The sequence below is a fragment of the Streptomyces sp. NPDC002328 genome (assembly GCF_042890065.1).
In the GTDB taxonomy this organism is placed as follows: Bacteria; Actinomycetota; Actinomycetes; order Streptomycetales; family Streptomycetaceae; genus Streptomyces.
Map to the genome: position 1 here is coordinate 278012 of NZ_JBIARQ010000006.1, position 24137 is coordinate 302148.

The following is a 24137-nucleotide window of genomic DNA, read 5'->3' on the forward strand; positions in this document are numbered from 1 at the left end:
CCTACTGCACACGCCACTTCTGGTTCGGCGTGCCCGAGCACGTCCACAGCTGGAGCCTGGCGCCGTTGCCGGTGCCGTTGTCCTTGACGTCGACGCACTTGTCGGCCTGCGGGTTGACCAGGTCGCCCTGGACGCTCAGCACGAACTGCTGGGCGGGGTTGCCGCTGCACCGCACGAGCTGGATGACGGCGCCGTCCTCGCGGGATCCCCAGGCGACGTCCATGCACATGCCCATCGAGCGGACGGTGCCGTCGCCGTGGAACACCCACTTCTGGTTGGGGGTCCCGGCGCACTCCCACAGCTGGAGCGGGGTGCCGTCCTTGGCCTTGCCGTCCGACAGGCCGGTGACGTCGACGCAGTGGTTGGAGCCCCGCCCGATGATCAGCTGGCCGGGCACCGGCTTCGGTTTCGGCTTCGGCTTCGGCTTCGGCTGGGCCTTCGGCGTCGAGCCGGTGTCCGTGTTCCCCCCGCCGCCGGACCCCGACCCCGAGGAACCGGACCCCGTCGAGCCGGTCGTGCCGGTGTCCTGCGCGGGCGGGGGCGCGGACGACGGCGCCTCGGGGGTGGGCAGGGGCGCGGCGGAGGCGTCGGTCTTCGGCGCGACCGGCGCGGAGGCGACCGGGCTGGGCAGCGCGGTGCTGCCGGCCTCGGCGAGCCTCTCCTCGGCGCCGCTGGTGACGTTCGGCTTGTACGTCAGCCAGATCATCACGAACGCGATGGCCAGCGCCACCGTGATGCTGAACGCCGTCGCCAGCCACCGCGGCAGGAACCCGCGCTGCACGAACGTCCCGTCCACCGCGAGGGGTTGGGCGCCCGAGCGCTGCACGGTGAGCGCGTAGGGCCGCTGCTCCTTGGACCCGAACCAGATGATGTCCCGGGGCCGCAGCGTCGCGTCGACGAACGCGGCCCGCCCCGGCTCGATCTGCACGTTGCCCGGCCGGATCTCGTACGACAGGGAGTCGCCGTTGTCGGAGCCGGCGACGGAGGCGGTGAGCCGGGTGTTGCCGAGGTTGTCGATGGCGAGCCGGGGCCGTCCCCGGAAGCGGCCCTTCACCGTCGGCGGGACCAGCTCGGCCCGCATCTCCGTGAACGGGGTGACCGTCAGGTTCCCCTCGGGGACCGTGACCGCGTCCGGATGCTCCGTGGGGGTGATGCGCACCGCGTACGGGCTGGGGCCCGCCGTCGCGTCCGGGGTGCGCGGCGGGGAGAAGGTCAGCTCGACGGTGCCCGTCGTACCGGGGTAGAGCCGCAGCGTCGGCGGCTCCACCCGGGTCCAGGGCGCGACGCTGCCCACCGGTTCGAAGCGGTACTCGTCGACGACGTCACCGGTGTTGCGCACCCGCAGCCGGACGGTCGTGCTGCCGCCGGGGTCCACGGTCGCGGCCGCCGGTTCCAGAGAAGTCCACAGAGTCACCTGTCGACGCTAAGGGGGAATGCGACGGTCCGTCAGGAAGCGGCGGGGCAGGACCGGTGCCCGAAGGGGACGACCTGCCCTGCCCTTTCGCCTCGGGCGGCCACGGGCAGCCTCAAGCCGCCGTGGGCCGTCTCAGACGGTGAACTCGACCGCCTCCAGCTGGAGTCCCTGGTCCATGTTGCTGCCGCCGTACCTCCAGTCGCCGGGCTTGGTGCAGCCCAGCCCCATCCAGCCGCCGTCCTTGATGTTCGCGTTCTGGCAGACGGAGCCGTCGTTGACCTTGATGGTGTAGCCCTGGAGCGGCGAGACCGCCTCCTTGGTGCTGCCGATGTACATGTCCTTGCCGTCGGCGGCGCTCGACCACTTGTCGCCGGTCAGCCAGTCCTCGACCACGTGCGCGCCGTTGCCGCTGACGCCGCCGGTGCCGGCCACCGCGATGTTGAGGGCCTTGATCGGCAGTCCCTTGCCCGTCGTCCCGGCCTCGGCGCCGTCGCACACCGGCTTCTGCCAGCCCCGGTCGGCCACATAGGCGCGGTAGCAGATGTGGCGGCCCTCGCTGCGGGCGGCGAGCTGCTTCACGGCCGTGGCGGCGGTCTCCACCGGCGGCTTCGCCGGCTTGCTCGCGCCGCCGCCCCCGCCCCCGCCCCCGCCGCCGCTGCCGCTGTCGCCGCCGGAACCGCCCGAGCCCGCGGCCTGCGTGGTGGCCGGGGCCTCGGGCTCCTTCGCGGGCACGGGGACGCTGGGCGACGGCGGCGCGACCGGCGCGGCGCTGAGGCTCGGGCTCGGCGGCGGGAGCGTGCTGACGCCGGCCTGCGCGAGCCGCTCCTCGGCGAGGCTGCGCAACGGCGGCTTGTAGGTGATCCAGATCATCACGAACGCGATCGCCAGCGCGAGGAAGATGCTCAGCGCGGTCGCCAGCCAGCGCGGCAGGAACCCGCGCTGCACGAACGTGCCGTCCACGGCCTCGGACTGGGCGCCGGAGCGGCGTAGCGCCAGCGAGTAGGGATGCTCCTCCTTGGACCCGAACCAGATGATGTCCCGGGGCTTCAGCGTCGCGTCGACGAACGCCGCCCGGCCCGGCTCGATCTGCACGTTCGACGGCTGCAACTCGTACGACAGCCGGTCGCCCGTGTCGCCGCCGCTGAGCGAGGCGGTGACGCGGGTGTTGCCGAGGTTGTCGATCGCGAGCCGGGGCCGCCCCCGCAGTCGGCCCTTCACGGTCGGCGGCACCAGCTCCGCCCGGACCTCGGAGAACGCCGTGAGCGTGAGATTCCCCTCCGGGACGGTGACCGCGTCCGGATGCTCGGTCGGCGTGATCCGCACCGCGTACGGGTTCGCGCCGGCGGTCGCGTCCGGGGTGCGCGGCGGGGCGAAGGTCAGCTCCACCGCGCCCGTCGTACCGGGGTAGAGCCGCAGCGTGGGCGGCTCCACCGTCATCCAGGGGGCGGCGGGGCCGACGGGCTCGAAGCGGTACTCGTCGACGACGTCACCGGTGTTGCGCACCCGCAGCCGGACGGTCGCCCGGCTGCCGGGGTCGACGGTGACGGAGGCAGGTTCGAGGGAGGTCCACAGGGTCACCCCGGCGAGGCTACGTCCGGCCCCGTCGGAGCGTCATGAGGCCCAGGGGCAGGGGGGTGTGCCCGTTCGGGCAGGGCCGCGCGTCAGAGGTCCTGGTGGTAGCGGTCGGCGGAGTCTTCGATGAAGTGGGCGAAGGACTTCACCGCGAAGTCCGGCCACTGGTCGATGGCCAGGATCGGCACGCGCCGCAGCTCGACCAGGATCTGCTTCCGATCACCCGTCGCCGGGCCGCCCTCCTGCGCCGGGGCGCCGATGTCGACCGGCTCCATGTCGCTGCCCCAGACCGGGTCCTTCCCGCGCATCACGTCCTTGACGATCCCCGCGGTGAAGTCGTCCTCCTCCGCCAGCTCGGGATGCAGTGTGCCTATCAGCGTCACCACGTCGTTCGCGTCGACGCCACCGCCGATCACCTCGCTCGCGACCAGGCTCTGCCACAGCTTGCCCATGTGGTTCTTGAGCAGGACCGGCTGGTCCTTGGACAGCTTGGTCGGGTACCACGCCTTGTGCACGGCGGCCGAGGCGAGCACCTGGAGCAGGCCGCGAACACTGCCGAGTTGGGCGGCGGACGGCTCGCCCTCCATGCGGAAGGCCTTGGCCAGGTCGGCGGCGTCCACGGCGAGAGCACCCTGGGCGACCCGCGCGTTGTCGGCCATTTCCTTCTTGGTCTTGTCCGCCCGCCAGAACTTCTGGTTGGCGCCGTGGAAGTCCTGGAAGTGCTCCTCGTCTTCGCCCGCCTTCTGGTACAGGCCGGGCAGGGAGTCCAGGGGCACGTCGGGGTTCACCTGGGGCTGCCCGGAGCTGTCGGGGGCGTAGACGGTGACGTAGCTGTCGCCGATCTCGAACTCCGGCGACCCGTCGGAGTCGCTCCCCTCCTGGTCCCGCCTGGTCACCACGTCCAGCATCTTCGCCACCCGCTTGATCTCGCCCATGACCTGGGCGAGTTCGTCCATGGTCTCGAAGGGCTGGGTGACGAACTCCAGGTTCTTGCCGTCCTTGACGACGTACCACTGGCCTTTGCCCTTGCCGTAGTACTTGGCCTTGGTCTCGTAGACGCTGGCCTCCGAGTCGGACCCGGCGCCCTGTGTGACATCGACCTGGCTGTTCAGCTGCTGGAACTCGAAGCCGACCCTCGCCGGGGTCGCGGCCCGCCGCTGCACGAAGGCGCCCGGGTCGCCTGCCTGCGCCGTCGCCGGGGAGTCGTGGCCGGCGTGGTCGTGGCCCGCGGCGTGCTCGTGACCGGCGGCGTGCCCTGCGGGCGACTCGACCGCGCGCTGCACCGGCGCCGGTCCCGACATCACGCGGTGCGCGTTGGCCTCGGCGGCGCGCTCGTAGCTGTCGCCCGGGTCGCTGACCCGCAGCCCGCTGCCGTTGTCCGCGCCGGAGACCGGACCCTGGCGCTGCTGGACGACATGGGTGAGCTCATGGGCGAGGGTGTGCTTGTCCCGGCCGTCCCACACGACGTGGTCGCGCGAGGTGTACGCCGTCGCGCCGATCTCGGCGGCCGAACGCTGGGCGACGGCGTCGGTGTGCACCCGCACGGAGCTGAAGTCGACGCCGCCGAACCGGGACGACATCTCCCCGGCGAGCGACCCCTCCAGCGCACGGCCGGGCGAGTTCAGGACCTGGTGGACCAGGGAGCTGCGCTGCACCGCGGGCTGCTGCTCGTGTCCGCAGCCGGCGGAGTGCTGGTGCCGCTCCGCCTCGACCGCGCGGGAGACCGCCGCGTTGCCGGCGAGCCGCTGGAGGCCGAGCACCCCGGCCGCCCACCCCGGAGCGCCGGCCGGACGGGCGACGGGCCGGTGACCGGGCGTCCCTTCCTTCGCTGAAGTGCCCTTGTCCTGCGCGCGCACGAGCGCTCCCCTCGACGGTGAAGAAGCCACGTCAGCTCATCAGCCTGGCCGAGAACTCCGGCGCGGGGCAAGGGACTCGGGGGCAGAGCGGGAGGGCGCGACCGGCGGGCGTTGCCCTTCCGGGCAAGGAGGCTGCCCCCGGTTCGGCACCGCAGGACGTTTCGACCGACGCGCTTCGCGCGTGAACGTGAGAGATGTCCTGACGCGTACCCCGAGGAGAGCACAGCATGCCGTCCTACCTGTCGCCCGGCGTATACGTCGAGGAGGTGGCCAGCGGCTCCCGCCCGATCGAGGGGGTGGGCACCTCCGTCGCGGCCTTCGTCGGACTCGCGCCGACCGGTCCCCTGAACGAGCCGACGCTGGTGACCAACTGGACCCAGTACGTCGCGGCGTTCGGTGACTTCACCGACGGGTACTACCTGGCGCACTCCGTCTACGGCTTCTTCAACAACGGCGGCTCGGCCGCCTACGTCGTCCGGGTCGGCGGCACCTCCGCCGGCGCTGCCGGCGACGCCAAGTCGCCCGCCGCGGTGGGCAATTCGCAGGCCCCGGCCGCGCTGCCCGTGGGCGAGCCCAAGCAGCTCGGCACCTTCTCGGTGACCGCGACCGCGACCGGCCAGAACGGCGCCCCGCTGAGCGTGGAGGTCGCCGACCCGGAGGGCGAGGGCCCCGCCGAGCGCTTCCGGCTGATCGTCAAGGACGGCGACAAGGCCGTCGAGACGTTCGACGTGACGGCGAAGAAGGGCAACCGCTCCTACGTCGTCACCCAGGTCAAGGAGCGCTCCAAGCTCATCACCGTGGCCGAGGCCGCGCCGTCCGCGCAGCTGGTCCGCCCGGACAACCAGACGGTGACGCTGGCCGCGCCGCCCGCGTCCGTCACCCCCGCCGCCCCGGCGCGGGAGGACGGGACCGTCGGCCCCGCCCAGTACCTCGGCGACAGCGCCGACCGCACCGGTTTCGGCGGCCTGGAGGCCATCGACGAGGTGTCCATGGTCGCGGTGCCCGACCTGATGTCCGCCTACCAGCGCGGGGCGATCGACCTGGAGGCCGTCAAGGCGGTCCAGCTCGGCCTGATCGCGCACTGCGAGCTGATGGGCGACCGCGTCGCCGTCATCGACCCGCCGCCCGGCCTGAACGCCCGTCAGATCCGGGTCTGGCGGCAGGAGACCGCCGGCTACGACAGCAAGTACGCGGCGCTGTACTACCCGTGGATCAAGGCCTTCGACCCGGCCACCGGCCAGGCCCGGCTGGTCCCGCCGAGCGGTCACGTGGCCGGCGTGTGGGCGCGCAACGACTTCGAGCGCGGTGTGCACAAGGCCCCGGCGAACGAGGTCGTGCGCGGCGCGGTCGACCTGGAGATCCAGATCACCCGCGGCGAGCAGGACCTGCTCAACCCGATCGGCGTCAACTGCATCCGGGCGTTCCCGGGCCGCGGCATCCGCGTCTGGGGCGCGCGCACCCTCGCCTCCGACCCGGCCTGGCGCTACCTGAACGTCCGCCGGTACTTCAACTACCTGGAGGAGTCGATCCTGATCGGCACCCAGTGGGTGGTGTTCGAGCCGAACGACCACGCGCTGTGGGCCCGGATCCGGCGCAACGTCTCGGCGTTCCTGGTCAACGAGTGGCGGGCCGGCGCGCTCTTCGGCGCGCGCCCCGAGGAGGCCTTCTACGTCAAGTGTGACGAGGAGACCAACCCGGCGGAGTCGGTCGACGTCGGCCGGGTGGTGTGCGAGATCGGCATCGCGCCGGTCAAGCCCGCCGAGTTCGTGATCTTCCGACTGGCCCAGTTCTCCAGCGGCAGCGGGGAGCTGGAGGAGTAGCCGCGCATCGCTCCCCAGCCCTCTGTCGTCAACTCCCTTAGAAGGAAAGCCAGATGAGTCTCCAGCCGGGTGACGCCCTCACTTCGCACAATTTCGGCCTCCAGATCGACGGCGTCATGGTCGAGTACCTCGCCGAGGTCAGCGGCCTCAGCCTCGAACAGGACGTCATCGAGTACCAGCAGGTCTCCGCGCAGGGCAAGCCGATCACCAAGAAGCTGCCGGGCGTGAAGAAGGCGGGCACCTGCACGGTCGTCCGCGGCATGACCCAGTCCGCGGCCTTCAACCAGTGGATCACCGAGTCGATCAACGGCGTGATGGGCACCGCCCGCAAGAACGCCACGATCATGGTGATGGACTACCAGAACAACCCGGTCAAGCGGTACAACATGCGCAACGCCTGGTGCAGCAAGATCGACACCAGCACGGTGAAGGCGGGCGAGGCCTCCGCGCTGACGGAGACGGTGACCATCACGTTCGAAGAACTGGTCATCGAGTAATGCGTCGTACGGCTGTGCGGGCGCCGATGCAGGGGGCCGTGCCGGCGCCGGCCCCCGGGTCGGCGCCGACGGGCGGGGAGCAGGCTCAGACGCCGCTCCCGGCCCCCGCGCCTGCGTCCGCGCCCGCGCCGGCTCCGGTGCGGCAGCGGCTCCAGACCGAGTTCCCCTTCGAGCTGCCGCGCGGCTACGTCGACGAGGCGGGCACCGTCCACCGCGACGGCGTGATGCGGCTGTCCACCGCACGGGACGAACTCGTCCCGCTGCGCGACATCCGCGTCCAGGAGAACCCGGCGTACCTGTCGGTGGTGCTGCTCGGCCGGGTCATCACCCGTCTCGGCACGCTGCCGCTCGTCCACGACGGCGTCGTGGAGAACATGTTCGCCTCCGACCTGGCGTTCCTCCAGGACTTCTACCGCCAGATCAACGCGGAGGGCCACACCCGCGCGACCGTGGAGTGCCCGCACTGCGCGGAACCCTTCGAGGTCGAACTCGGCGGGAGCCGCCTGGGGGAATCGTGACGTACGCGACCGACCGGCTGCACGAGGAGATCGCGTACGTCGCCTTCCACTTCCACTGGAGCCACGAGGAGATCCTGGACCTCGAACACCACGACCGCCGCCGCTACACGGACCGCATCGCGTCCCTGGTGGCGGGGGCTACGGCAGGGGCGGGGGGCTGAGGACGCATGGGGTTCCTGGACAGGCTGCGCGGGGTCGGGCGTGAGGCGAGGGGGGCGACGGGGAGCGGGACCGGGGCCGGGGCTTCGGGCGGATCGGGTGCGGGGGGCGTTTCCCCCGCGGGCGGGTCGAGCGGGGTCGCCGGGGCCGGGGCTTCGGGCGGGTCGCGTGCGGGGGGCGTTTCCCCCGCCGGCGGGTCGGGTGTGAGCGCGGGCGCCGGGGCCTCGGCTGACGCGGGCGCGCGTGCCGGCGCCGGTTCGGGTGGGGGTTCCGCCGGCGGCGGGCCGTCCGGCTCGGGCGGCGGCGCGGTGCGTCCGCGTACCGCCGGGTGGTCGGCGCTGCCGCCGGTCCAGCGTGCCGCGGCACGGGGTCCGGCGGGGGTCGCCGACGCCGGGTTCGGCGGTCGGCTGGCCACCTGGCAGAACCCGTCCTTCACCGGCACGCGTTCGCCTTCCGTCCTCGACGGGACCCGGGGCGACCGGATGACCACCCTGCCGTCCAGGCCCGCGCACCCGTCCGCGTCCACCGCACCGCCGACGCCCGCCGCACCGGCCTCGCCGTCGGTGCCCGCTCCCGTCACGCCCGCACCGGTTCCGGCGCCGTCCGCGCCGACGCCGCCGGTGGCTCCCGGCCCCGTCGTCGCGGCGCGGGGCGTCCACACGCTTCCGGCTCCGCCGGCCGCCACCGCTCCGGTGCAGCGGCGGACGCTGCCCGCACGGACGCCGTCCACGCCGTCGGCCGCTACGCCGTCGGCCTCCGCGCCGCTGACCAGGTCGACGACACCGCCGGTACAGCGCCGCACACTGCCCGCACGGATCCCGACCCCCGCCTCGCCTGCCGCTTCGCCTGCCTCGTCGGGCGCGCCGGGGGGCGGCTCGGGCGGGGGCACGAGCGCGAACACCGGGGGCGGAAGCCCGACGTCCGCGAAGGAGCCTGCGCCGGGCCCCGGGCGGGCGACGGCACCTCCGATCCCGACCGTGACACCGAGCCCGGCCCCGGCTGCGACCCCGCCGCTTCCTGATGTGCCTGCGGTGCAGCGTGCCGTGAGCGGGGCGGGTGACAGCGCTACGGCCGTGAGGCCGACGGCCGGCGCGCAGACGGCGTCCGGCGACGGAGGGTCGGCCCCGGCGGTCCAGCACACGGCAGCGTCGAGGGGCACCCCAGCGGGCCCGGCGGCCCGTCCGGCGTCCGCCCCGGCCGACGCGCCTGCCTCGGGTACGGCGATCCAGCGCACGGCATCGAGCCCGGCAGGTCCGGCGAGCGGCTCGACGTCCGCCTCGGCGGGCCCGGCGGTCCAGCGCGCCGCGAGCCCGGCAGGCGCTACGGCGTCCGGCCCGGCGCTGCCGGCCGCGTCGAGCCCCACCAGTGCGCCCGCGCAAGGCACGGCATCCCATTCGGCGAGCCGGCACACGGCAGCCCCGGTGACCCGCGCCGCGTCGGGCCCGGCGAGTACGCCCGCTTCAGCCACGGCGGTCCGGCCCGCATCGAGCCCGGCCGGCGAGCCCACGCAAGGCCCGGCTGTCCAGCGCACCGCGCGCCCGGCAGGCGACACCGCGCCCGCCCCGGCGGTCCGGCCCGCGTCGAGCCCGGCCGGCGAGCCCGCGCAAGGCCCGGCTGTCCAGCGCACCGCGCGCCCGGCAGGCGACACCGCGTCCACCCCGGCGATCCGGCCCGCATCGCGCCCCGCCGCCGAGCCCACGCAAAGCCCGGCTGTCCAGCGCACCACGAGCCCGGCAGGCAGCACCACGTCCACCCCGGCAATCCGGCCCGCATCGCGCCCCGCCGCCGAGCCCACGCAAAGCCCGGCTGTCCAGCGCACCGCAAGCCCGGCAGGCGACACCGCGTCCACCCCGGCAATCCGGCCCGCATCGCGCCCCGCCGACGGGCACACGTCACGTCCCGCGAGTGGTCCCACGTCCAGTCCGACGAGTCCGGTGACCCGCACCGCTCCCGGCCCGGCAGGCGAGTCCACCTCGGCTACCGCGATCCAGCGCGCCGCCAGCCCCGCAGGCGCTACGGCGTCCAGCCCGGCATCACGGGCCACGTCGAGCCCGGCCGGTGACCCCACGCCAGGTCCCGCAGGCGTGCGACCCGCCGCAGGCACGGCTGTCCAGCGCACCACGACTCCAGCGGGCGGCACCACGTCCGCCCCGGCGGTTCGGGCCGCGTCGAGCCCGGCCGGTGACCCCACGCGCCGCCCCACAGGCGTGCGACCCGCCCCAGGCACGGCGATCCAGCGCACCGCGAGCCCCGCAGGCGGCACCGCGTCCAGCCTCGCGTCACAGGCCCCGCCGAGCCCCACCGGCGAGCACACGTCACGTCCCGCAAGTGGACCCACACCCGGTCCGACGAGCCCGGTGACCCGCACCGCTCCCGGCCCGGCAGGCGAGCCCACCCCAGGTCCCGCGATCCAGCGCGCCTCCAGCCCCGCAGGCGCTACGGCGTCCAGCCCGGCATCACGGGCCACGTCGAGCCCCGCCGATGGGCCCGCGGCACGTCCGTCGTACGGCTCCGCGTCCGGTCCGGCGGGCCACCCCTCGGTGCCCTCACCCTCCTCGGGTGGCCCGGTGAACGTGCAGCGCGCCGGCCTCGGTCGTACGACGACCCCGTCCTCCCCCGCCGCCACCGGACCGTCGGCGAGTGCGCCGACCGCACCCCGCCCCGGCGTGCCGGCACCGGACGTACCCCAGGCACCGACGGCAGCTGCCCGCCCCGCCACCAACGCCCGCACCACCAACACCCCTGTCCCGCACGGCATCCAGCGGAGCGTCACCTCCTCCGCCCCCCGTCGCCCCGGCCTGGGCGCACCCGCGCGCGGCAACGCGGCCCTTCCCGGCGGCAATCAGGGCGCACCCATCGCCCCGACGCCGACCCCGCGCCCGTCCACTCCCGCAGACCCTCCCGCACCGCCCACGCACACCCCCGCCGCCCCCACGGCGGCCCCTCGCACCGCCAAGTCCGCTGTTCCTGCCGCGAGTTCGCCCACCGAGGCCCAACTCCCCCCGGTACAACGCGCCACCGCACTCCCGTCGGCCGGACCCGCCCCCACCGCAGGACGAGCCCGCCCCCTCCTCGGCGCCCCGCTGCCCACGCGCCCCTCGGACGCCAAGCCGCTCGACGCACCGGCACCCGCACCAGCACCCGCACCCGCACCCGCCGTACAGCGCACCCCCGCCCACCCGGCGCCCACTCCGACCCCTGCGGCCCAAGTCCCCTTCCCCAAGCAGCCCTTGGCCACCACAGTCAGCCCCACACCCCCCACTCCCTCCGTCGCCTCCCCGAGCCCCCTCCCCGCGATCCAGCGCACGGCCCTCCAAAGCCCCGCGCCCACCGCGACCGCCACCGCCACCGCCACGGCCCCGACAGCCCCCGTCACCCCCGCCACCTTCACCACAACTCCCTTGAGCACCAACCCCATTCAGCCCCAGCCCCACCCCCAGCCGACCATCCAGCGCCACCCCGCCCCACCCGTCGCCCCCCTGCGCCGAACCGCGCCCGGCACCGCACCCCTCCCCGTCGTCCAGCCCCGCCCGGCCCCCGCGCCCCGGCAGACCGCACCGACGACGCCGCCGCCCGCCCCGCCCGTCCAGCGCGCCCCCCTGCCGACCGCGCCCCCGGCCGCGCCCCCGGCCGCCACCCCCGTCGCAGCGCCCCCGCCGCTCCCCTTCCCCGCCCCGCACCTCCCCCCGGTGATCCAGCGCGCCCCGTCCGCCCACGCCGCCACCAGCACGCCGCCAGCGACCCCGGTGAAGAAGCCGCGCAGCGGCGGTCGGACACCGCGCTCCGAAGGCTCCGACTCGCAGCACTCCTCGGCGCCCGCCACCCCCGCCGCCTTCGACCCCCGCAGCCTCACCGACTTCCAGCTCGACGAACTCACCCACCGGCTGACCGGCCGCATCACCCGTCTCCTGCGCACCGAACTGCGCCTGGACCGCGAACGCATCGGCCGCCTCCGCGACCCCCGCACCTGAGCCCCGCCCACCTGAGCCCACCAGCCGCCCGCCCGACCACCGCACGCCAGAAAGGCCGCCCCCCGATGTCCCGCGATCTCGACCCGGGCTCCACCATCTTCTTCACCCTGACCATCGACGGCGAGAGCCTCGGTTACTTCAACGGGTGCGAGGGCCTGTCCTCCGAGGTGGAGATCGAGCACCGGCAGGAGGGCGGCAACAACGGCTTCGTATGGCAGCTGCCCTCCCGCGTCACCTTCTCCACGATCCGCCTGACGCGTCCCCTCACCCCGGACACCACCAAGGTCGCCAAGTGGATCTCGTCGGTCACCACGGGGGTGACCCGCCCGACCGCCCAGATCGCCGCGCTGCGCGCCGACGGCTCGGAGGTGGCCCGCTGGGGGCTGATCGACGTGCTGCCGGTCCGCTGGCAGGGGCCGTCCCTGGACCCCGCGAACCCGGGGGTCGCGACGGAGGTCCTGGAGATCACCCACCACGGTTTCACGGACTAGGACGGAACGGGGAGCACAGACATGGCCAAGGGAAGCAAGGGCGGCGCGGGCAAGAGCCTGGTGCGCGCCACGCTCGCGATCCACGAACCGCCCGTCGGGTCCAGCACCACACCGGGCGGGCTGATCAAGTCCTTCGCGTTCGACTTCAACCCGGCGCAGTTGCAGCTCGGCCGCCGCGCCCAGTGGAAGGTGACGCCGACGGCCGCCGTCCGCGACGGCTCCGTACCGGAGTTCATGGGCCCCGAGCCGCGCGAGATGACGTTGGAGATCTTCCTGGACTCCTCCGACCAGCCGGGCGGCAACACCGTGCTGAAGAAGGTCGAGTCGCTGCTCGAATGCTGCGAGGTCACCGCGAAGAGCATCGCCGCCAAGCAGCCCTCGCCGCCGTGGGTGGTCTTCCAGTGGGGCTCCTTCTCCACGGCCCGCTTCACCGCCTACGTCAGCAGCGTCGACGTCGGCTACTCCCTCTTCGGCACGACCGGCGTCCCCATCCGCGCGACCTGCCAGGTGCGGTTGCACGAGATCCCCAGCAAGACCAAGGGGCAGAACCCGACCTCGGGCGCCCTCACCGCGCAGCGCGTGCACCGCGTCGTCGCCGGGGACTCGCTCCAGTCGCTGGCCTGGCGCGAGTACGGCGACACGGCGGCCTGGCGGGCCATCGCCGAGGCCAACGACATCGACGACCCCGCCCGGCTGCCCAACGGCGTCGAACTGGTGCTGCCCGCGGCGGAGGAGGTGCGTCACTGATGGTGCAGTCCGCCTACTCCAGCGTCGTCCAGGTCACCCTGGGCGGCCGGCCCCTGCCCGCCGACTTCGCGCCGCTCCTCGTGGAGGGCTGGGTCGACCAGGGCCTCGGCGTCCCGGCCGCCTTCCGGCTGACGTTCCGCGACCCCCACCGGCAGGTCCTGCGCAAACTCGGCGTGCGGTTCGGGACGCCGGTCGTCATCGCCCCCGTCGCCGACGGTCAGGGCGCCGCCGACCCGCTGCTGACCGGCGAGGTGTCCGGACTGGAGGCCGACTACGACGGCACCGGCTCCTTCACCGTCGTCCGTGGCTACGACCACGGCCACCGGCTGATGCGCCAGCGCCGGATCGCCGCCTACCGCAACCAGAGCGCCTCCGACATCGCCCGCAGACTCGCCGCGCAGGACGGCGTCCCGGTCGGGCGGATCCAGTCGACGAAGACGGTGTACGAGTTCATCAGCCAGGCCAACGTCACCGACTGGGACTTCCTCGCCCGTCTCGCCGACGAGAACGAGATGGTCATGTCCGTCGACGCCAAGGGCAAGTTCCAGTTCGTCCGGCCCGACCCCGCCTCCGGGGCGCCGCCCGTGTCCACCCCCGGCGAGAAGAGCCCCTTCGTGATGGAGGCGGGCACCGACATCCTCCGGCTGCGCGCCGCCGTCACCTCCGCCGAACAGGTCGGCACCGTCGAGGCGCGCGGCTGGGACGTGACGACGAAGAAGACGCTCACCGCGACCGTGCCGGCCACCGACAACCCGGGCATCAGCATCGGCACGACGCCCGCCGAGGCCGCCGTGAAGTTCAAGCCGGCCAAACTGGTCGACGCGCAGACGCCGTACGACCGGCAGTCGGAGGTGAAGTTCGCGGCGGAGGCCCTCGCCGACGAGGTCACCGGCTCGTTCGCCGAACTGGAGGTCGTCGCGCGCGGCACCCCCAAGCTGCGTCCCGGGCTGCCCGTCACGCTCGCCGACGTCGGGTACCCCTTCGAGGGCAAGTACACGGCGACGTCCGTGCGGCACGTCTTCGGCGACGGCAAGCACTACGAGGCCTGGGTCACCGTCAGCGGCCGGCAGTGGCGCTCCCTGTACGGGCTGTCCTCGGGCGGCGGCGGCTCGGCCAACGGCCTCCAACTGCCCGGCATCGCCAACGCCCTGGTCACCGACGTCCAGGACCCGCTCAAGCAGGGCCGGGTCAAGCTCCGGTTCCCCTGGCTGGACGACGCCTACGTCAGCGACTGGACGCGGGTCGCGCAGTGGGGCGGCAAGGACGGCGGCTCGATCTTCCCGCTGGACGTCGACGACGAGGTGCTCGTCGCCTTCGACCGGGGCGCGCTGGACCACCCGTACGTCATCGGCGGCCTCTACAACGGCCGGGACAAGCCGACGCCTGTCCGCGACGTGCCGCTGCACGACGGGGCCCGCAACCGCGCCGCCCGGCACACCCTCTCCGACCGGGACGGCAACCGGGTCGACCTGCTCAGCCAGCGCACCGGCGGCAAGCAGGGCGTACGGCTGACCAGCGGCGACGACAAACTCGTCATCAACCTGGACCGGGCGCAGACCGAGATCACCGTCGACAGCAAGGGCGCCGTCAGCATCAAGGGCGGCCGGTCGGTGACGGTGGAGGCGGGCACCGACCTCACGCTGAGCGCGCGCCGCAACCTGACCGTCAAGAGCGGCGGCACGCTCACCATGCAGGGCCGCGGCCTGGTCAACCTCAAGTCGCTCGGCGGCGCGGTGACGGTGGACGCGATGGGCGCCCTCAACCTCAAGGCCGTCGGCGCCACGATGATCAGCTCGGGCGGCACCCTCCAGGTCAACTCCATCGCGAACGTGGGCATCCGGGCCGTCACCCTCATGCTTCAGGGCGCCGTGCTGGTCAACAGCAAGCCGTACCCGCTGCCGTGACGACGAAGCAGCGCGTCAGGAGAAGGAAAAGGCAGGTGGCCCACTGATGGCCGAGCAATTCGTCGGATCCGGCTGGGCGTTCCCGCTCCGCATCGGCCCCACCGGAGGCATCGCCCTGGTCAGCGGCGAGCGGGAGATCGAGGAGGCGATCCGGCTGGTCCTCGCGACCGCGCCGGGCGAGCGCCCGATGCGCCCGGAGTTCGGCTGCGCCATCCACGACCTGGTGTTCGCCCCGGTCAACGAGGCGACCGCGGGCCGCATCCAGCACGAGGTGTACACCAGCCTGGACCGCTGGGAGCCGCGCATCGAGGTCCACGACGTCGAGGTCACCGCCGGCGCCGAGCAGGGCGTGCTGTTCATCGACGTCCGCTACTCGATCCGCGGCACGAACAACCCGCGCAGCCTCGTCTTCCCCTTCTACGTCATCCCGTCCCACGACGAGCCGGACTCCCCGAGCTCCTCCGGTACGGCTTCCGAAAGCGACCGCTGATGGCCCTGCCCTCCCCCAACCTGGACGACCGCCGCTTCCAGCAGTTCGTCGACGACGCCAAGCGCTACATCCAGCAGCGCGCGCCGGAGTGGACCGACCACAACGTCTCCGACCCGGGCGTCACCCTCGTCGAGACGGTGGCCCACATGGCCGACCAGATCGTGTACCGGCTCAACCGGGTCCCGGAGAAGAACCACCTCGCCTTCCTCGACCTGGTCGGCATCCACCTCTTCCCGCCCTCGGCGGCCCGCACCGACGTCACCTTCTGGCTGTCGGCGCCGCAGGACGACACGGTGCTGCTGCCCGTCGGCACCGAGGTGGCGACCGTGCGCACCGAGAGCGAGGAGGCCGTCGTCTTCGCCACGGAACGCGAACTCGCCGTCGTGCCGTGCGAGTTGCGGCACCTCGTCGTGCAGCGGCAGGGCGAGCCGGTGAGCGACCGGACCGACGACCTCACCGAGGGCAAGGACGTGATGTGCTTCGCGGAGGCCCCCCGGCCCGGCGACTGCATGCTGTTCGGCCTGACCGCGGCCGTCCCGCACTGCGCGGTCGCCCTCGAACTCGACAGCCGCGTGGACGGCGTCGGCGTCGACCCGCGCCAGCCCCCGCTGGTCTGGGAGGCGTGGACCGAGGACGGCTGGCAGGCCTGCGAGGTCGACCGCGACGGCACCGGCGGCCTCAACCGCCCCGGCGAGGCCGTCCTGCACATCCCCGGCGGCCACGTCCTGTCCCGCTCCGGCGGCCAGGAGGCCGGCTGGCTGCGCTGCCGCGTCACCGAGCCGCTGGCCGGCCAGCCCTTCTACACCACCTCCCCGACGGTCCGCTCCGCCGACGCGTTCACCATCGGCGGCACCGCCCCCACGATCCACGCCGAGACCGTCTACGACGAGGCGCTCGGCGAGTCCACCGGCCTCCCCGGCCAGCGGCTGCGCCTCGAGAACGCGCCCGTCGTCGGCGACGACCCGCCGCTCCTGCTCCAGACCGCCGAGCACGAGGGCTGGGTCGACTGGCGGGTCGTCCCGCACTTCGCCGCCTCCCGCCCCGACGACCGGCATGTCACCCTGGACGCCGCGACCGGCGAGATCGCCTTCGGCCCGTCCGTCCGTGAACCCGACGGCGCCCTGCGCCAGTACGGCGCCGTCGCCCCCAAGGGCTCGGTGATCCGCGCCCGCCGCTACCGCACCGGCGGCGGTCGCGCCGGCAACGTGGCCCGCGGCGCCGTCCAGGTGCTGCGCACCTCCGTGCCGTACGTCTCCGAGGTCGTCAACCGCGAGGCCGCGCGCGGCGGGGTCGACGGGGAGACGGTCGCGGAGGCGAAGGTCCGCGCCCCCATCACCCTGCGCGCCCAGGAACGGGCCGTCACCCTGCGCGACTACGAGGAACTGGCCCGCCGCGCCGCCCCCGAGACCGCCCGCATCACCTGCCTCGAAGGCGAGCCCGACGACCACGGGGCCTACGCGGTACGGGTGTTGGTGGTGCCGCAGGCCGTGCCCGACCCGGGAGGACGACTCCGCTTCGAGCAACTCGTGCCCGGTGACGCGCTGTTGGACCGCATCACCCGTCATCTCGACGAACGGCGCCTGATCGGCACCCGGTTGGCGGTCGGCCCGCCCTACTACCAGGGCGTCACCGTGGTCGCCACCGTGCACGCCTTCCGCGGCGTGGACACCGACCGGGTGCGCCGGCAGGCCCATGACGCCCTCTACCGCCATCTCGACCCGCTGACCGGCGGCGCGGACGGCCGCGGCTGGCCGTTCGGGCGGCCCGTGCAGTCCGGGGAGGTCTTCGCCGTGCTGCAACGCGTGCCCGGCGTCGAACTCGTCGACCAGGTCACTCTGCACCCGGCCGACCCCCTCACCGGCAAGCGCGGCGAGGCCACGGACCGCATCGACCTCTCCGCCCCGTCCCTGGTGTTCTCCTACGACCACCGCGTCCGGGTGATCGGGGACGGCTCGTGAGGGGCTCGATCGACGGGCTCGGCTCGTCCGCGCCCATCGGCGCGATGCTGCCCGCCGTGTTCGCCGACGACGACCTCGCGGGGCGGTTCGTCGGCGGGCTCGACGAGGTGATGGCGCCGATCCTCAACGTCCTGGACTGTCTGCCCGCCTACTTCGACCCGGCGCTCGCCCCGGCCGACTTCACCCGCTGGCTGGCCGACTGGGTCGGCGCGGAGACCGACGGCACCGAACCGGAGCCCCGGCTGCGGGCCGCCGTCGCCGCCGCCGCGTATCTGCACCGGGTCCGCGGCACCCGGCGGGGCCTCTCGGAGGCGGTGCGGCTCGCGTTCGGCGTGGAGCCGGAGATATCCGAGAGCGGCGGGGCCGCCTGGAGCGCCCGCCCGCTCGGCCCGGTCCCCGGCGAGCCTCGCCCCCATCTGCACGTCACGCTCCGCCTGCCCGACCCGGGCCCGGCCGACGAACACCGGCTGGACGCCCTCGTGGCCGCCGCCCGCCCCGCCCACATGCCGTACACGGTCACGGTGTCCGCCGCGACCGCCGCCGAAAGGACCCCGGAGAGATGACCACCCAGAACTGCGCCGAGTGCGGCACCCGGGCGGAGCCGGGCCAGTCCTTCTGCGACGCCTGCGGAGCCGTACTGAGCTGGACGGACCGCCCGTCGCCCCGCAGGACGAGCGGGACGGGCGGGACGGCGGCGGGGGGCGCGGGCGCGGCGGCGGCCGGTCCGGCGGCGGGTGCGCCGACCGGTACGGCGGCTGCCGGTGCGCCTGCGACGGGCCCGGCTGCCGGTACGGCGGCTGCGGGCGCGACCGTCGGCGCGGCGGGTGCCGGTGCGCCGGCGGCGAGCCCTGCTGCCCACGCACCGGCGGCGCCGGCCCCGGCACAGCCGCCTGCCCCCGCCCCGGCCGCCGCCCCCGCGGACGATCACGTCACCTCGGACGACGAGGACACCGCGGAGACCCCGCTGCCGCCCCTCCCGCCGGACGAGCACGGCACGGCGGCCCCGGCGGGCGGGGCTGCGGCCCCGGCGGCACCGCAGGCTCCGGCGGCCACGCACCCCGCCCCCGCCCCGGCACCGGCACCGGCACCGGCACCGGCACCGGCACCGGCACCGGCACCGGCACACGTACCCCCGCCCGCTCCCGCGCCCGCGCCGGTCCCCGCTCCCGACCACACCGCCCCCACCCAGCCCGTCACCCATCCCGCTCCCGCCCCCGCTCCCGCCCATCCCGCTCCCGCTCAGCCCGCCGCCGCGATCCCCTCGCCGGCTCCCGCGCCCGACGACACCATGACCGCGCGCGCCCGCTCCCTCCTCGTCCCCGTCGCCGAACCGCAGCCGCAGCCGGCCCCGCAGCCCGCGGTGGCCCCGGTGCTGCCGGGCCGGCCGGTCGTGGACCGGCCCCAGGTGCGGGCCCCTGGCCCCCAGCAGGGCGAGATGAACGGCGTGCCCTGCCCCTGGTGCGCCACCCCGAACAACCCCGACCGCCACTACTGCGTGCGCTGCGCGATGCCGATGACCCTCGTCGACGACGCGCCGGGGCGTCGCCCGTGGTGGCGTCGCATCCTGGGCTTCCGCAACGGCGAGACCCCGTGGGCCGGCGACCGCCCCCGGCTGCGGCGCACCTTCGACCGCATCGTGACCTGGGTGATGGTCGCGGCCACGCTGAGCCTGGTGGTCTGGGTCGGGGTCAACACCCCGGAGTGGATCCAGGCGACCCGCGACCACTTCGCCAAGCGCGCCCTGATCGCCCCGGACCAGGTCGCCGCATCCCGCTCCTACCCGGGCCACAAGCCCGAGCTGGCCTTCGACGCGCTCAACAACAGCTGGTGGGGTCCCGGCGTGTCGCAGTCGGGCAAGGGCGAGTGGATCGAGGCCCGCTTCGCCGAGCCGACCCGGCTGCTGGACCTGATCATCACCCCGGGCGTCTCGACCCGCGGCGACCAGCTCCAGGAGTCGGCGCGGCCCCACCGGGTGAAGGTGCTGATCACGAAGAACGACGGCTCGACCATGACCCGGGACCTCGTCCTCGACCAGGGCGCGGGCGCCCAGCGGCGCGCGTTCCGGGTCGGCGAGGTCACCAAGGTGCGCTTCACGATCGAGTCGGCGTACGCGGCCTCCGGGAACAAGCAGGTGGCGATCGCCGAGATCGAGTTCTTCGGCCGGTCGAACGCGAACAGCACCTGACCGGACCGGACACGAACACCGAGGGCGGTCCCGAAGGGGGCCGCCCTCACCCGTCCCGGCCCCGCCCGTCCCGGTGCACGACTCCCGGAAACGACGCGAGGCCCACCCCGTCTGAACGGGATGGGCCTCGCGGTGAGAGCGCCGGGCAGGCCTTGCACCTGCATCTCCCCACAGGAAGTGGGGCGTCTTTCCTTGGACCACCAACGCAGAACCGGTTCACCGTCGTTGTGGCGACCAGCTCAAGATCAATACTACACCATCGCCGGCGGGCGCCGAACCACCGTCATTCGAGCTTCTCCAGCTTCAGGTCCGGCCCGACGACGAGCGTCACGAGCCCCGCCGCGGCGTCCGCGGACGCCGTCGACGCGGCCCCGGGGAAGCGCGAGGCGAGGACGGCGGCCTGCTTCTCCAGGCCCGCCGGGAAGGTGATCGCCGACTTGGCGACCGTCTGCGGCGCGTTGCCGGTCCCGACGACGGTGTAGCCGGCGGCGCGCAGCTTCTCCGCGACGTCCGCGGCCCGCCCGGACACGCCGGTGCCGTTGAGGACCTGGACCCGCACCTGCGAGGCGTATACGAGGTTCTTGACGGAGGCCTGCAACTGGGCCTTCGTCATCTCCTTGTCGTTGGCCAGGGCCGTGAACACGTCGGTGGCCTGCGGGTACTGCCAGACGACGTTGGCGAGGTCCTTCGGGAAGTCGGCCTCGCGCGGGTAGTTGGGCACCGTGAGGAAGGCCAGCCGCTCGCTGGGGATGCCCTTGAGCTGGTTGGCGAGGGCGTAGATCGGCTTGATGCCGGCCATGGCGGGGTCGGTGGTGAGGGACTTGGTGCCGGACTGGAGGACGCCGTACAGCGAGTCGGGGCTGGTCAGCTTCTCCTTCGCCTTCTTCATGAGGGCGTTCATGAACTCCTGCTGGCGGCCGATGCGCCCGATGTCGGAGCCGTCGCCGACGCCGTAGCGGACCCGGACGTAGCCGAGGGCGGTCTCGCCGTCGACGGTCTGGCAGCCGGCCTTCATGTTCAGCTTCGCCTTGTCGGAGACGATCTTCTGCTTCGGGCAGACCTCGATGCCGTCCAGGGCGTCGACCATGCCCTTGAAGCCGGAGAAGTCGATGGACATGAAGTTGTCGATGCGCAGGCCGGTGTGGGCCTCGACGGTCTTGATGCTGCACGCGGCGGCCCCGGCCACCTCGCCGCTGCTGCCGCCGATCGCGAACGCCTCGTTGATCTTGGCCTTGTGCGGGGCGGACATCTTGCCGTCGCCCTTGTCGCAGGCGGGTATCTGCACCCAGGAGTCACGCGGGAACGACACCACCGCGGCCCACTCCCGGTTGGCCGGGATGTGCAGCACCATCAGGGTGTCCGACTGCATGGTGGTGAGGTCGTTGCCGCCGTACTTCGCGTTCGCGCCGTCGCGGCTGTCGGAGCCGACGACGAGGATGTTCTTCGAGCCGGGGCTGAGGTTCTCCGGGCGGTCGCCGCCGAGCTTGTCGTCGACGTCCGCGGAGCTGATGTTGTTGTTGAGGTCCTGGTAGATCCAGGCGCCCGCGCCGCCGGCCCCGAGGACCACCACCGCGGTGACGCCGGCGCTCCACGCCAGCACCCGCCCCCGCCGCGTCAGCCTGGTCTGACCGCGGCCGCCGGCCCGGCCCGCCGGAGTACGCCGACGCCCTCTGCTCCCGCTCATCGGCGTTGCCCTCCGCTCGGCCTGTGTCGCCACCCCGTACACCGTGCTCGGATCATCGGCGTCGGTCGCCGTCGGCCGTCGGAACCCTACACGCAGGCAGGAATACGTCCGCAAAGCACAGCTGTCTCACCAGACTCCCGAGGACCGGGTTCAGGTTGCCCCAATTCCCGTTTCTGGTACGTCACATGACTGACCGTGATGTTCCGGAGACCGACCGTTCCGGACGCCCGCCGCGACACGACGGACGCCCGGACCGAGTGATCGTCGGTCAGCGCGTGTTGATCACTGCTCGATGATCAGCGCTCGTCGATCAGGGAGCGTTGATCAGGTCGTACGGCGGGACCGACACCGTACGGGCCCCTTCCTTGCCGCCGAGGACGACCTTGCGCAGGGAGGTGTTGTTGTTGAGGTTCGTCTCCTTGAGGCGCTTGGCCGGGTTGGCGAGGACCTCGACGTAGTACGTGCCGTTGGGCAGTCCGGTGATGTCGAAGGACTGGCCGGGCCGGTACTGCGTGTAGGTGTCGCCGGAGCCGACGTCGAGGACCTCACGCACGGAGATCGAGTTCTGCTCGCCGCACGCCGTGGACAGGTCCGTGTTGTACGGGTGCCAGTTGGCGTTCTTCACCGTGTAGTCGACGGCGTCGGTGTTGGCGAGGCAGAACGCCTCCTTGCCGCTGCGCACTTCCTTCTTCTTGTCCGCGCTCAGCAGGCGGTAGCTGGCGAAGTCGGTGAAGTGCCAGTGCTCGTGGCCGACGCGCGGGTCCCACTCCATGGTGCCGGTGGGGGTGTAGCCGACCTGCTTGCCGTTCGCGTCGTAGAAGTACTGGTAGGCGTCCATCAGGTCCTTGCCGGGGCTGCGGAAGCCGTCCACGACGAGGGGGGCCGGGCCCGCGTTCCAGACGTTGGCGCTGAAGGCGAGGTAGTCCTTGCCGGGTACGTCGCCGTCCTCGCCGTCGGTGATCTCGAAGCCCCAGGCCGGCAGGGAACGCAGGTCGGGCTTGGGCACGTTGGCCGGGACGCTCGCCCTGCCGGTGGGCCGCTGGGCGTTGGCCTTCAGGGCGGGGGCGATACGGGAGCCGTCGGTGTGTCCCCTGCCGTCGCCCAGGTGGTGGGCGAGGCCGCGGGCCTCCAGGGCGTGGGAGAGCGCGGGCGGGGTGGGCTCGTCCGCGCCGCGGGTGCCGTAGTGGTGGCCGGTGCCGTGGGCGTTCTGCGCCCCGTGCGCACCGTGGTCCGCCTTGCTGCCGTGCATGCCGTGGGCGGCGGAGGAGCTCCGCCCGGCGGCGCCCTCGCCGTCCTCGGGGGACTGGCGCACCGTCACCTTGACGGTCTGCGGGGTGTCGGCCATGCCGAAGTAGTCCCGGTACTTCTTGGCGACCGACACCTTGGCGGTGTACTCGCCCACCGGCAGGTCGGTCGGCTTGTCGCGGTCACCGGTGCTGGTGTTGGCCGCCCAGCCCTTCTCCACGCCCCACACCGAGCCCAGGGTGAAGGGGTTGGTGGGGCAGCTCTGCGGATAGTGCGAGGTGGCCGGCGCGTCGGGCCGCAGGCGGCCGGAGGCGTTGTTGGGGCAGAAGTTCCCCTTGGTGGCGAGCACTTGGGCGCCGGCCTTGTTCTTGATCGACACCTCCAGGAAGCCGGACAGCCCGCCGAAGTCGCTGACGAGCCCGGCGGGCAGCGTCTTCGTCGTCACCTTCTTCCCGTCGCGCAGGATCTGCTGGGCGACGACGGGGTCCTTGTAGGACTTGCGGGTCACCTTGAACTCGAGCGGCGCGTTGTCGACGGACACGTAGGTGCCCAGGTCCAGGCTGACGCCGGCCTGTCCGTCCCACTCCCACCGGTCGAGCGTGATGGACTTCGACGCGGCGATCAGTTTGAGCTGCGGTGTGCCGGGCGTGGCCTTCGGCGCCGCGCCGGCGCCGGGCGCGGCCCCGGCGACGGCGACGACGACGAGCGCGGCTCCCGCGGCGAACGCCGTCCGCTGGAGCCTCTTGCTCTCTTTCTGACTGGTCATCGGTTCCTCGTCTGCGAGTGCCATGGTCGATGGCATCGGACTGGACAGCCCGCGGACCCAGCCCTCGAACGGACGCACCCCACGCGCCCCGGCCGTGTCTGTGGGCACCCTGTGAGAGAGGTAAATCCGCTCCCGGGGTTGCCTGCCGCCACCGACATTCACCCGCCCCGCGCCGCGCTCCCCGCCGCGGTCTCAGAACGGAACCCGAACCCCAACTCGGCCGAAAGCCCGTAGTAGTGCCGGAAGTTGTAGATCAACGAACTCCACGCCGAGGGATCGACATGCTGCGTCCCGGGAACCACGACGGAGTCATCGGCATGGACCCGCACCACCTCGCACTCGACGATCCGGAAATCCCCCTCGGCCCCACCCGGCCTCATCGACCGCACCACGGCCTCCAGTTGCAGCGGGCACTCGGCGACGCGCGGCGGCCGCACGGTCTCGGAGGCCTGCGGGGTGAGCCCGGCGGCGCGGAACTTGTCCGGCTCGTGCCGGTAGACCCCCCGCTTCCCCTCGGGCACCGGCCGCGCCCCGGTGAGCGGAGCCAAAGCCTCCACCTGCCGCCACAGCTCCGGCCCGGGCAGGTTGACCACCACCTCCGGCCTCTCGGCCAGGTTCTCGACGGTACGACTCCCGCACCCGACCCCGAGCACCACACTCCACCCGAGCGCCCAAGCCGACGAGACAGGCGCGAGATTGGCCGTCCCGTCCTCGTTCACGGTCGCCAACAGAGCGACGGGAGTCCCGAAGTAGAGAATGCTCGGAGAAATGGACACATGCCGCCGACCGACCACGGCCTCGTCCGCTGAAGTACTCATGCGGAGACGCTAGCCACGCGACACTTCGGCCCGCACCGAACC

Annotated in this window: 19 protein-coding genes; 12 read left to right on the plus strand and 7 right to left on the minus strand. The window is 73.4% G+C overall.

The genetic code is table 11. The features are described 5' to 3' along the window. Window position 1: 1 nt before the first annotated feature. The 3 genes from ACFYX4_RS18705 to ACFYX4_RS18715 form a co-directional block, all read right to left on the minus strand. Entirely contained in the window at window positions 2-1414 is a 1413-nt protein-coding gene (locus ACFYX4_RS18705; protein ID WP_389333797.1) for a ricin-type beta-trefoil lectin domain protein, read from the minus strand. A 132-nt stretch (window positions 1415-1546) separates the two neighbouring features. Next, on the minus strand, window positions 1547-2992 hold the full coding sequence (locus ACFYX4_RS18710) for a hydrolase (RefSeq protein ID WP_389333800.1): 1446 nt from the start codon (window positions 2990-2992) through the stop codon (window positions 1547-1549). Window positions 2993-3075: 83 nt separating this feature from the next. Next, window positions 3076-4842, minus strand: a complete 1767-nt coding sequence (locus ACFYX4_RS18715) for a DUF4157 domain-containing protein (RefSeq protein WP_389333803.1) — start codon at window positions 4840-4842, stop codon at window positions 3076-3078. Window positions 4843-5069: 227 nt separating this feature from the next. On the opposite strand from ACFYX4_RS18715, the gene ACFYX4_RS18720 reads away from it, so the two are divergent. The 4 genes from ACFYX4_RS18720 to ACFYX4_RS18735 are packed head-to-tail and all read left to right on the plus strand — an operon-like array spanning window position 5070 to window position 7838. Next, window positions 5070-6662 carry a phage tail sheath family protein gene (locus ACFYX4_RS18720; RefSeq protein WP_389333806.1) on the plus strand — a complete coding sequence of 531 codons (1593 nt, stop codon included), beginning with the start codon at window positions 5070-5072 and terminating at the stop codon, window positions 6660-6662. A gap of 53 nt (window positions 6663-6715) precedes the next feature. Continuing rightward, window positions 6716-7159: a phage tail protein gene (locus tag ACFYX4_RS18725; RefSeq protein ID WP_389333809.1), complete on the plus strand. Its 444-nt coding sequence runs from the start codon at window positions 6716-6718 to the stop codon at window positions 7157-7159. Then, window positions 7159-7677, plus strand: coding sequence for a hypothetical protein (locus ACFYX4_RS18730; RefSeq protein ID WP_389333812.1), 519 nt, complete (start codon window positions 7159-7161; stop codon window positions 7675-7677). The genes ACFYX4_RS18725 and ACFYX4_RS18730 overlap by 1 nt, the downstream gene beginning before the upstream one ends. Continuing rightward, on the plus strand, window positions 7674-7838 hold the full coding sequence (locus ACFYX4_RS18735) for a DUF6760 family protein (RefSeq protein ID WP_389333815.1): 165 nt from the start codon (window positions 7674-7676) through the stop codon (window positions 7836-7838). The genes ACFYX4_RS18730 and ACFYX4_RS18735 overlap by 4 nt, the downstream gene beginning before the upstream one ends. Here the strand turns inward: ACFYX4_RS18735 and ACFYX4_RS18740 are convergent. Further along, on the minus strand, window positions 7781-9304 hold the full coding sequence (locus ACFYX4_RS18740) for a hypothetical protein (RefSeq protein WP_389333818.1): 1524 nt from the start codon (window positions 9302-9304) through the stop codon (window positions 7781-7783). The two genes, ACFYX4_RS18735 and ACFYX4_RS18740, sit on opposite strands and share 58 nt — an antisense overlap. Window positions 9305-10403: 1099 nt before the next feature. Between ACFYX4_RS18740 and ACFYX4_RS18745 the strand changes: the two genes are divergently transcribed. From ACFYX4_RS18745 to ACFYX4_RS18780, 8 genes are all read left to right on the plus strand, one after another. Continuing rightward, window positions 10404-11807, plus strand: a complete 1404-nt coding sequence (locus tag ACFYX4_RS18745) for a hypothetical protein (RefSeq protein WP_389333821.1) — start codon at window positions 10404-10406, stop codon at window positions 11805-11807. Between the two features lie 65 nt (window positions 11808-11872). Continuing rightward, window positions 11873-12298: a phage tail protein gene (locus ACFYX4_RS18750; RefSeq protein ID WP_389333824.1), complete on the plus strand. Its 426-nt coding sequence runs from the start codon at window positions 11873-11875 to the stop codon at window positions 12296-12298. 21 nt (window positions 12299-12319) lie between these two features. Next, entirely contained in the window at window positions 12320-13045 is a 726-nt protein-coding gene (locus ACFYX4_RS18755) for a peptidase M23 (protein WP_389333827.1), read from the plus strand. Next, window positions 13045-14949 carry a VgrG-related protein gene (locus tag ACFYX4_RS18760; protein ID WP_389333830.1) on the plus strand — a complete coding sequence of 635 codons (1905 nt, stop codon included), beginning with the start codon at window positions 13045-13047 and terminating at the stop codon, window positions 14947-14949. The genes ACFYX4_RS18755 and ACFYX4_RS18760 overlap by 1 nt, the downstream gene beginning before the upstream one ends. 46 nt (window positions 14950-14995) lie before the next feature. Further along, a complete protein-coding gene (locus ACFYX4_RS18765; protein WP_389333833.1) occupies window positions 14996-15439 on the plus strand; it encodes a GPW/gp25 family protein in 444 nt (147 codons plus the stop codon). Then, a complete protein-coding gene (locus tag ACFYX4_RS18770; RefSeq protein ID WP_389333836.1) occupies window positions 15439-17397 on the plus strand; it encodes a putative baseplate assembly protein in 1959 nt (652 codons plus the stop codon). The genes ACFYX4_RS18765 and ACFYX4_RS18770 overlap by 1 nt, the downstream gene beginning before the upstream one ends. Beyond that, a complete protein-coding gene (locus ACFYX4_RS18775) occupies window positions 17394-17960 on the plus strand; it encodes a phage tail protein (RefSeq protein ID WP_389333839.1) in 567 nt (188 codons plus the stop codon). Before ACFYX4_RS18770 ends, ACFYX4_RS18775 begins: the two co-directional genes overlap by 4 nt. Beyond that, window positions 17957-19582 carry an NADase-type glycan-binding domain-containing protein gene (locus ACFYX4_RS18780; RefSeq protein ID WP_389333842.1) on the plus strand — a complete coding sequence of 542 codons (1626 nt, stop codon included), beginning with the start codon at window positions 17957-17959 and terminating at the stop codon, window positions 19580-19582. The genes ACFYX4_RS18775 and ACFYX4_RS18780 overlap by 4 nt, the downstream gene beginning before the upstream one ends. A gap of 283 nt (window positions 19583-19865) precedes the next feature. On the opposite strand, the gene ACFYX4_RS18785 is transcribed toward ACFYX4_RS18780, so the two are convergent. From ACFYX4_RS18785 to ACFYX4_RS18795, 3 genes are all read right to left on the minus strand, one after another. Beyond that, the gene (locus ACFYX4_RS18785; RefSeq protein WP_389333845.1) at window positions 19866-21266 is read right to left on the minus strand and encodes an LCP family protein; all 1401 of its coding nucleotides are present in this window, start codon (window positions 21264-21266) and stop codon (window positions 19866-19868) included. A gap of 310 nt (window positions 21267-21576) precedes the next feature. Beyond that, the gene (locus ACFYX4_RS18790) at window positions 21577-23277 is read right to left on the minus strand and encodes a lysyl oxidase family protein (RefSeq protein WP_389333848.1); all 1701 of its coding nucleotides are present in this window, start codon (window positions 23275-23277) and stop codon (window positions 21577-21579) included. A gap of 158 nt (window positions 23278-23435) precedes the next feature. Then, window positions 23436-24095 carry a flavin reductase family protein gene (locus tag ACFYX4_RS18795; RefSeq protein WP_389333851.1) on the minus strand — a complete coding sequence of 220 codons (660 nt, stop codon included), beginning with the start codon at window positions 24093-24095 and terminating at the stop codon, window positions 23436-23438. Window positions 24096-24137: the final 42 nt, after the last annotated feature.

Bases quoted from the DNA above. Each gene is read 5' to 3' on its own strand.
- ACFYX4_RS18720 (WP_389333806.1), top strand. From the start codon at position 5,070: ATGCCGTCCTACCTGTCGCCCGGCGTATACGTCGAGGAGGTGGCCAGC.
- ACFYX4_RS18725 (WP_389333809.1), top strand. From the start codon at position 6,716: ATGAGTCTCCAGCCGGGTGACGCCCTCACTTCGCACAATTTCGGCCTC.
- ACFYX4_RS18730 (WP_389333812.1), top strand. From the start codon at position 7,159: ATGCGTCGTACGGCTGTGCGGGCGCCGATGCAGGGGGCCGTGCCGGCG.
- ACFYX4_RS18750 (WP_389333824.1), top strand. From the start codon at position 11,873: ATGTCCCGCGATCTCGACCCGGGCTCCACCATCTTCTTCACCCTGACC.
- ACFYX4_RS18755 (WP_389333827.1), top strand. From the start codon at position 12,320: ATGGCCAAGGGAAGCAAGGGCGGCGCGGGCAAGAGCCTGGTGCGCGCC.
- ACFYX4_RS18760 (WP_389333830.1), top strand. From the start codon at position 13,045: ATGGTGCAGTCCGCCTACTCCAGCGTCGTCCAGGTCACCCTGGGCGGC.
- ACFYX4_RS18765 (WP_389333833.1), top strand. From the start codon at position 14,996: ATGGCCGAGCAATTCGTCGGATCCGGCTGGGCGTTCCCGCTCCGCATC.
- ACFYX4_RS18770 (WP_389333836.1), top strand. From the start codon at position 15,439: ATGGCCCTGCCCTCCCCCAACCTGGACGACCGCCGCTTCCAGCAGTTC.
- ACFYX4_RS18780 (WP_389333842.1), top strand. From the start codon at position 17,957: ATGACCACCCAGAACTGCGCCGAGTGCGGCACCCGGGCGGAGCCGGGC.
- ACFYX4_RS18785 (WP_389333845.1), bottom strand. From the start codon at position 21,266: ATGAGCGGGAGCAGAGGGCGTCGGCGTACTCCGGCGGGCCGGGCCGGC.
- ACFYX4_RS18790 (WP_389333848.1), bottom strand. From the start codon at position 23,277: ATGACCAGTCAGAAAGAGAGCAAGAGGCTCCAGCGGACGGCGTTCGCC.
- ACFYX4_RS18795 (WP_389333851.1), bottom strand. From the start codon at position 24,095: ATGAGTACTTCAGCGGACGAGGCCGTGGTCGGTCGGCGGCATGTGTCC.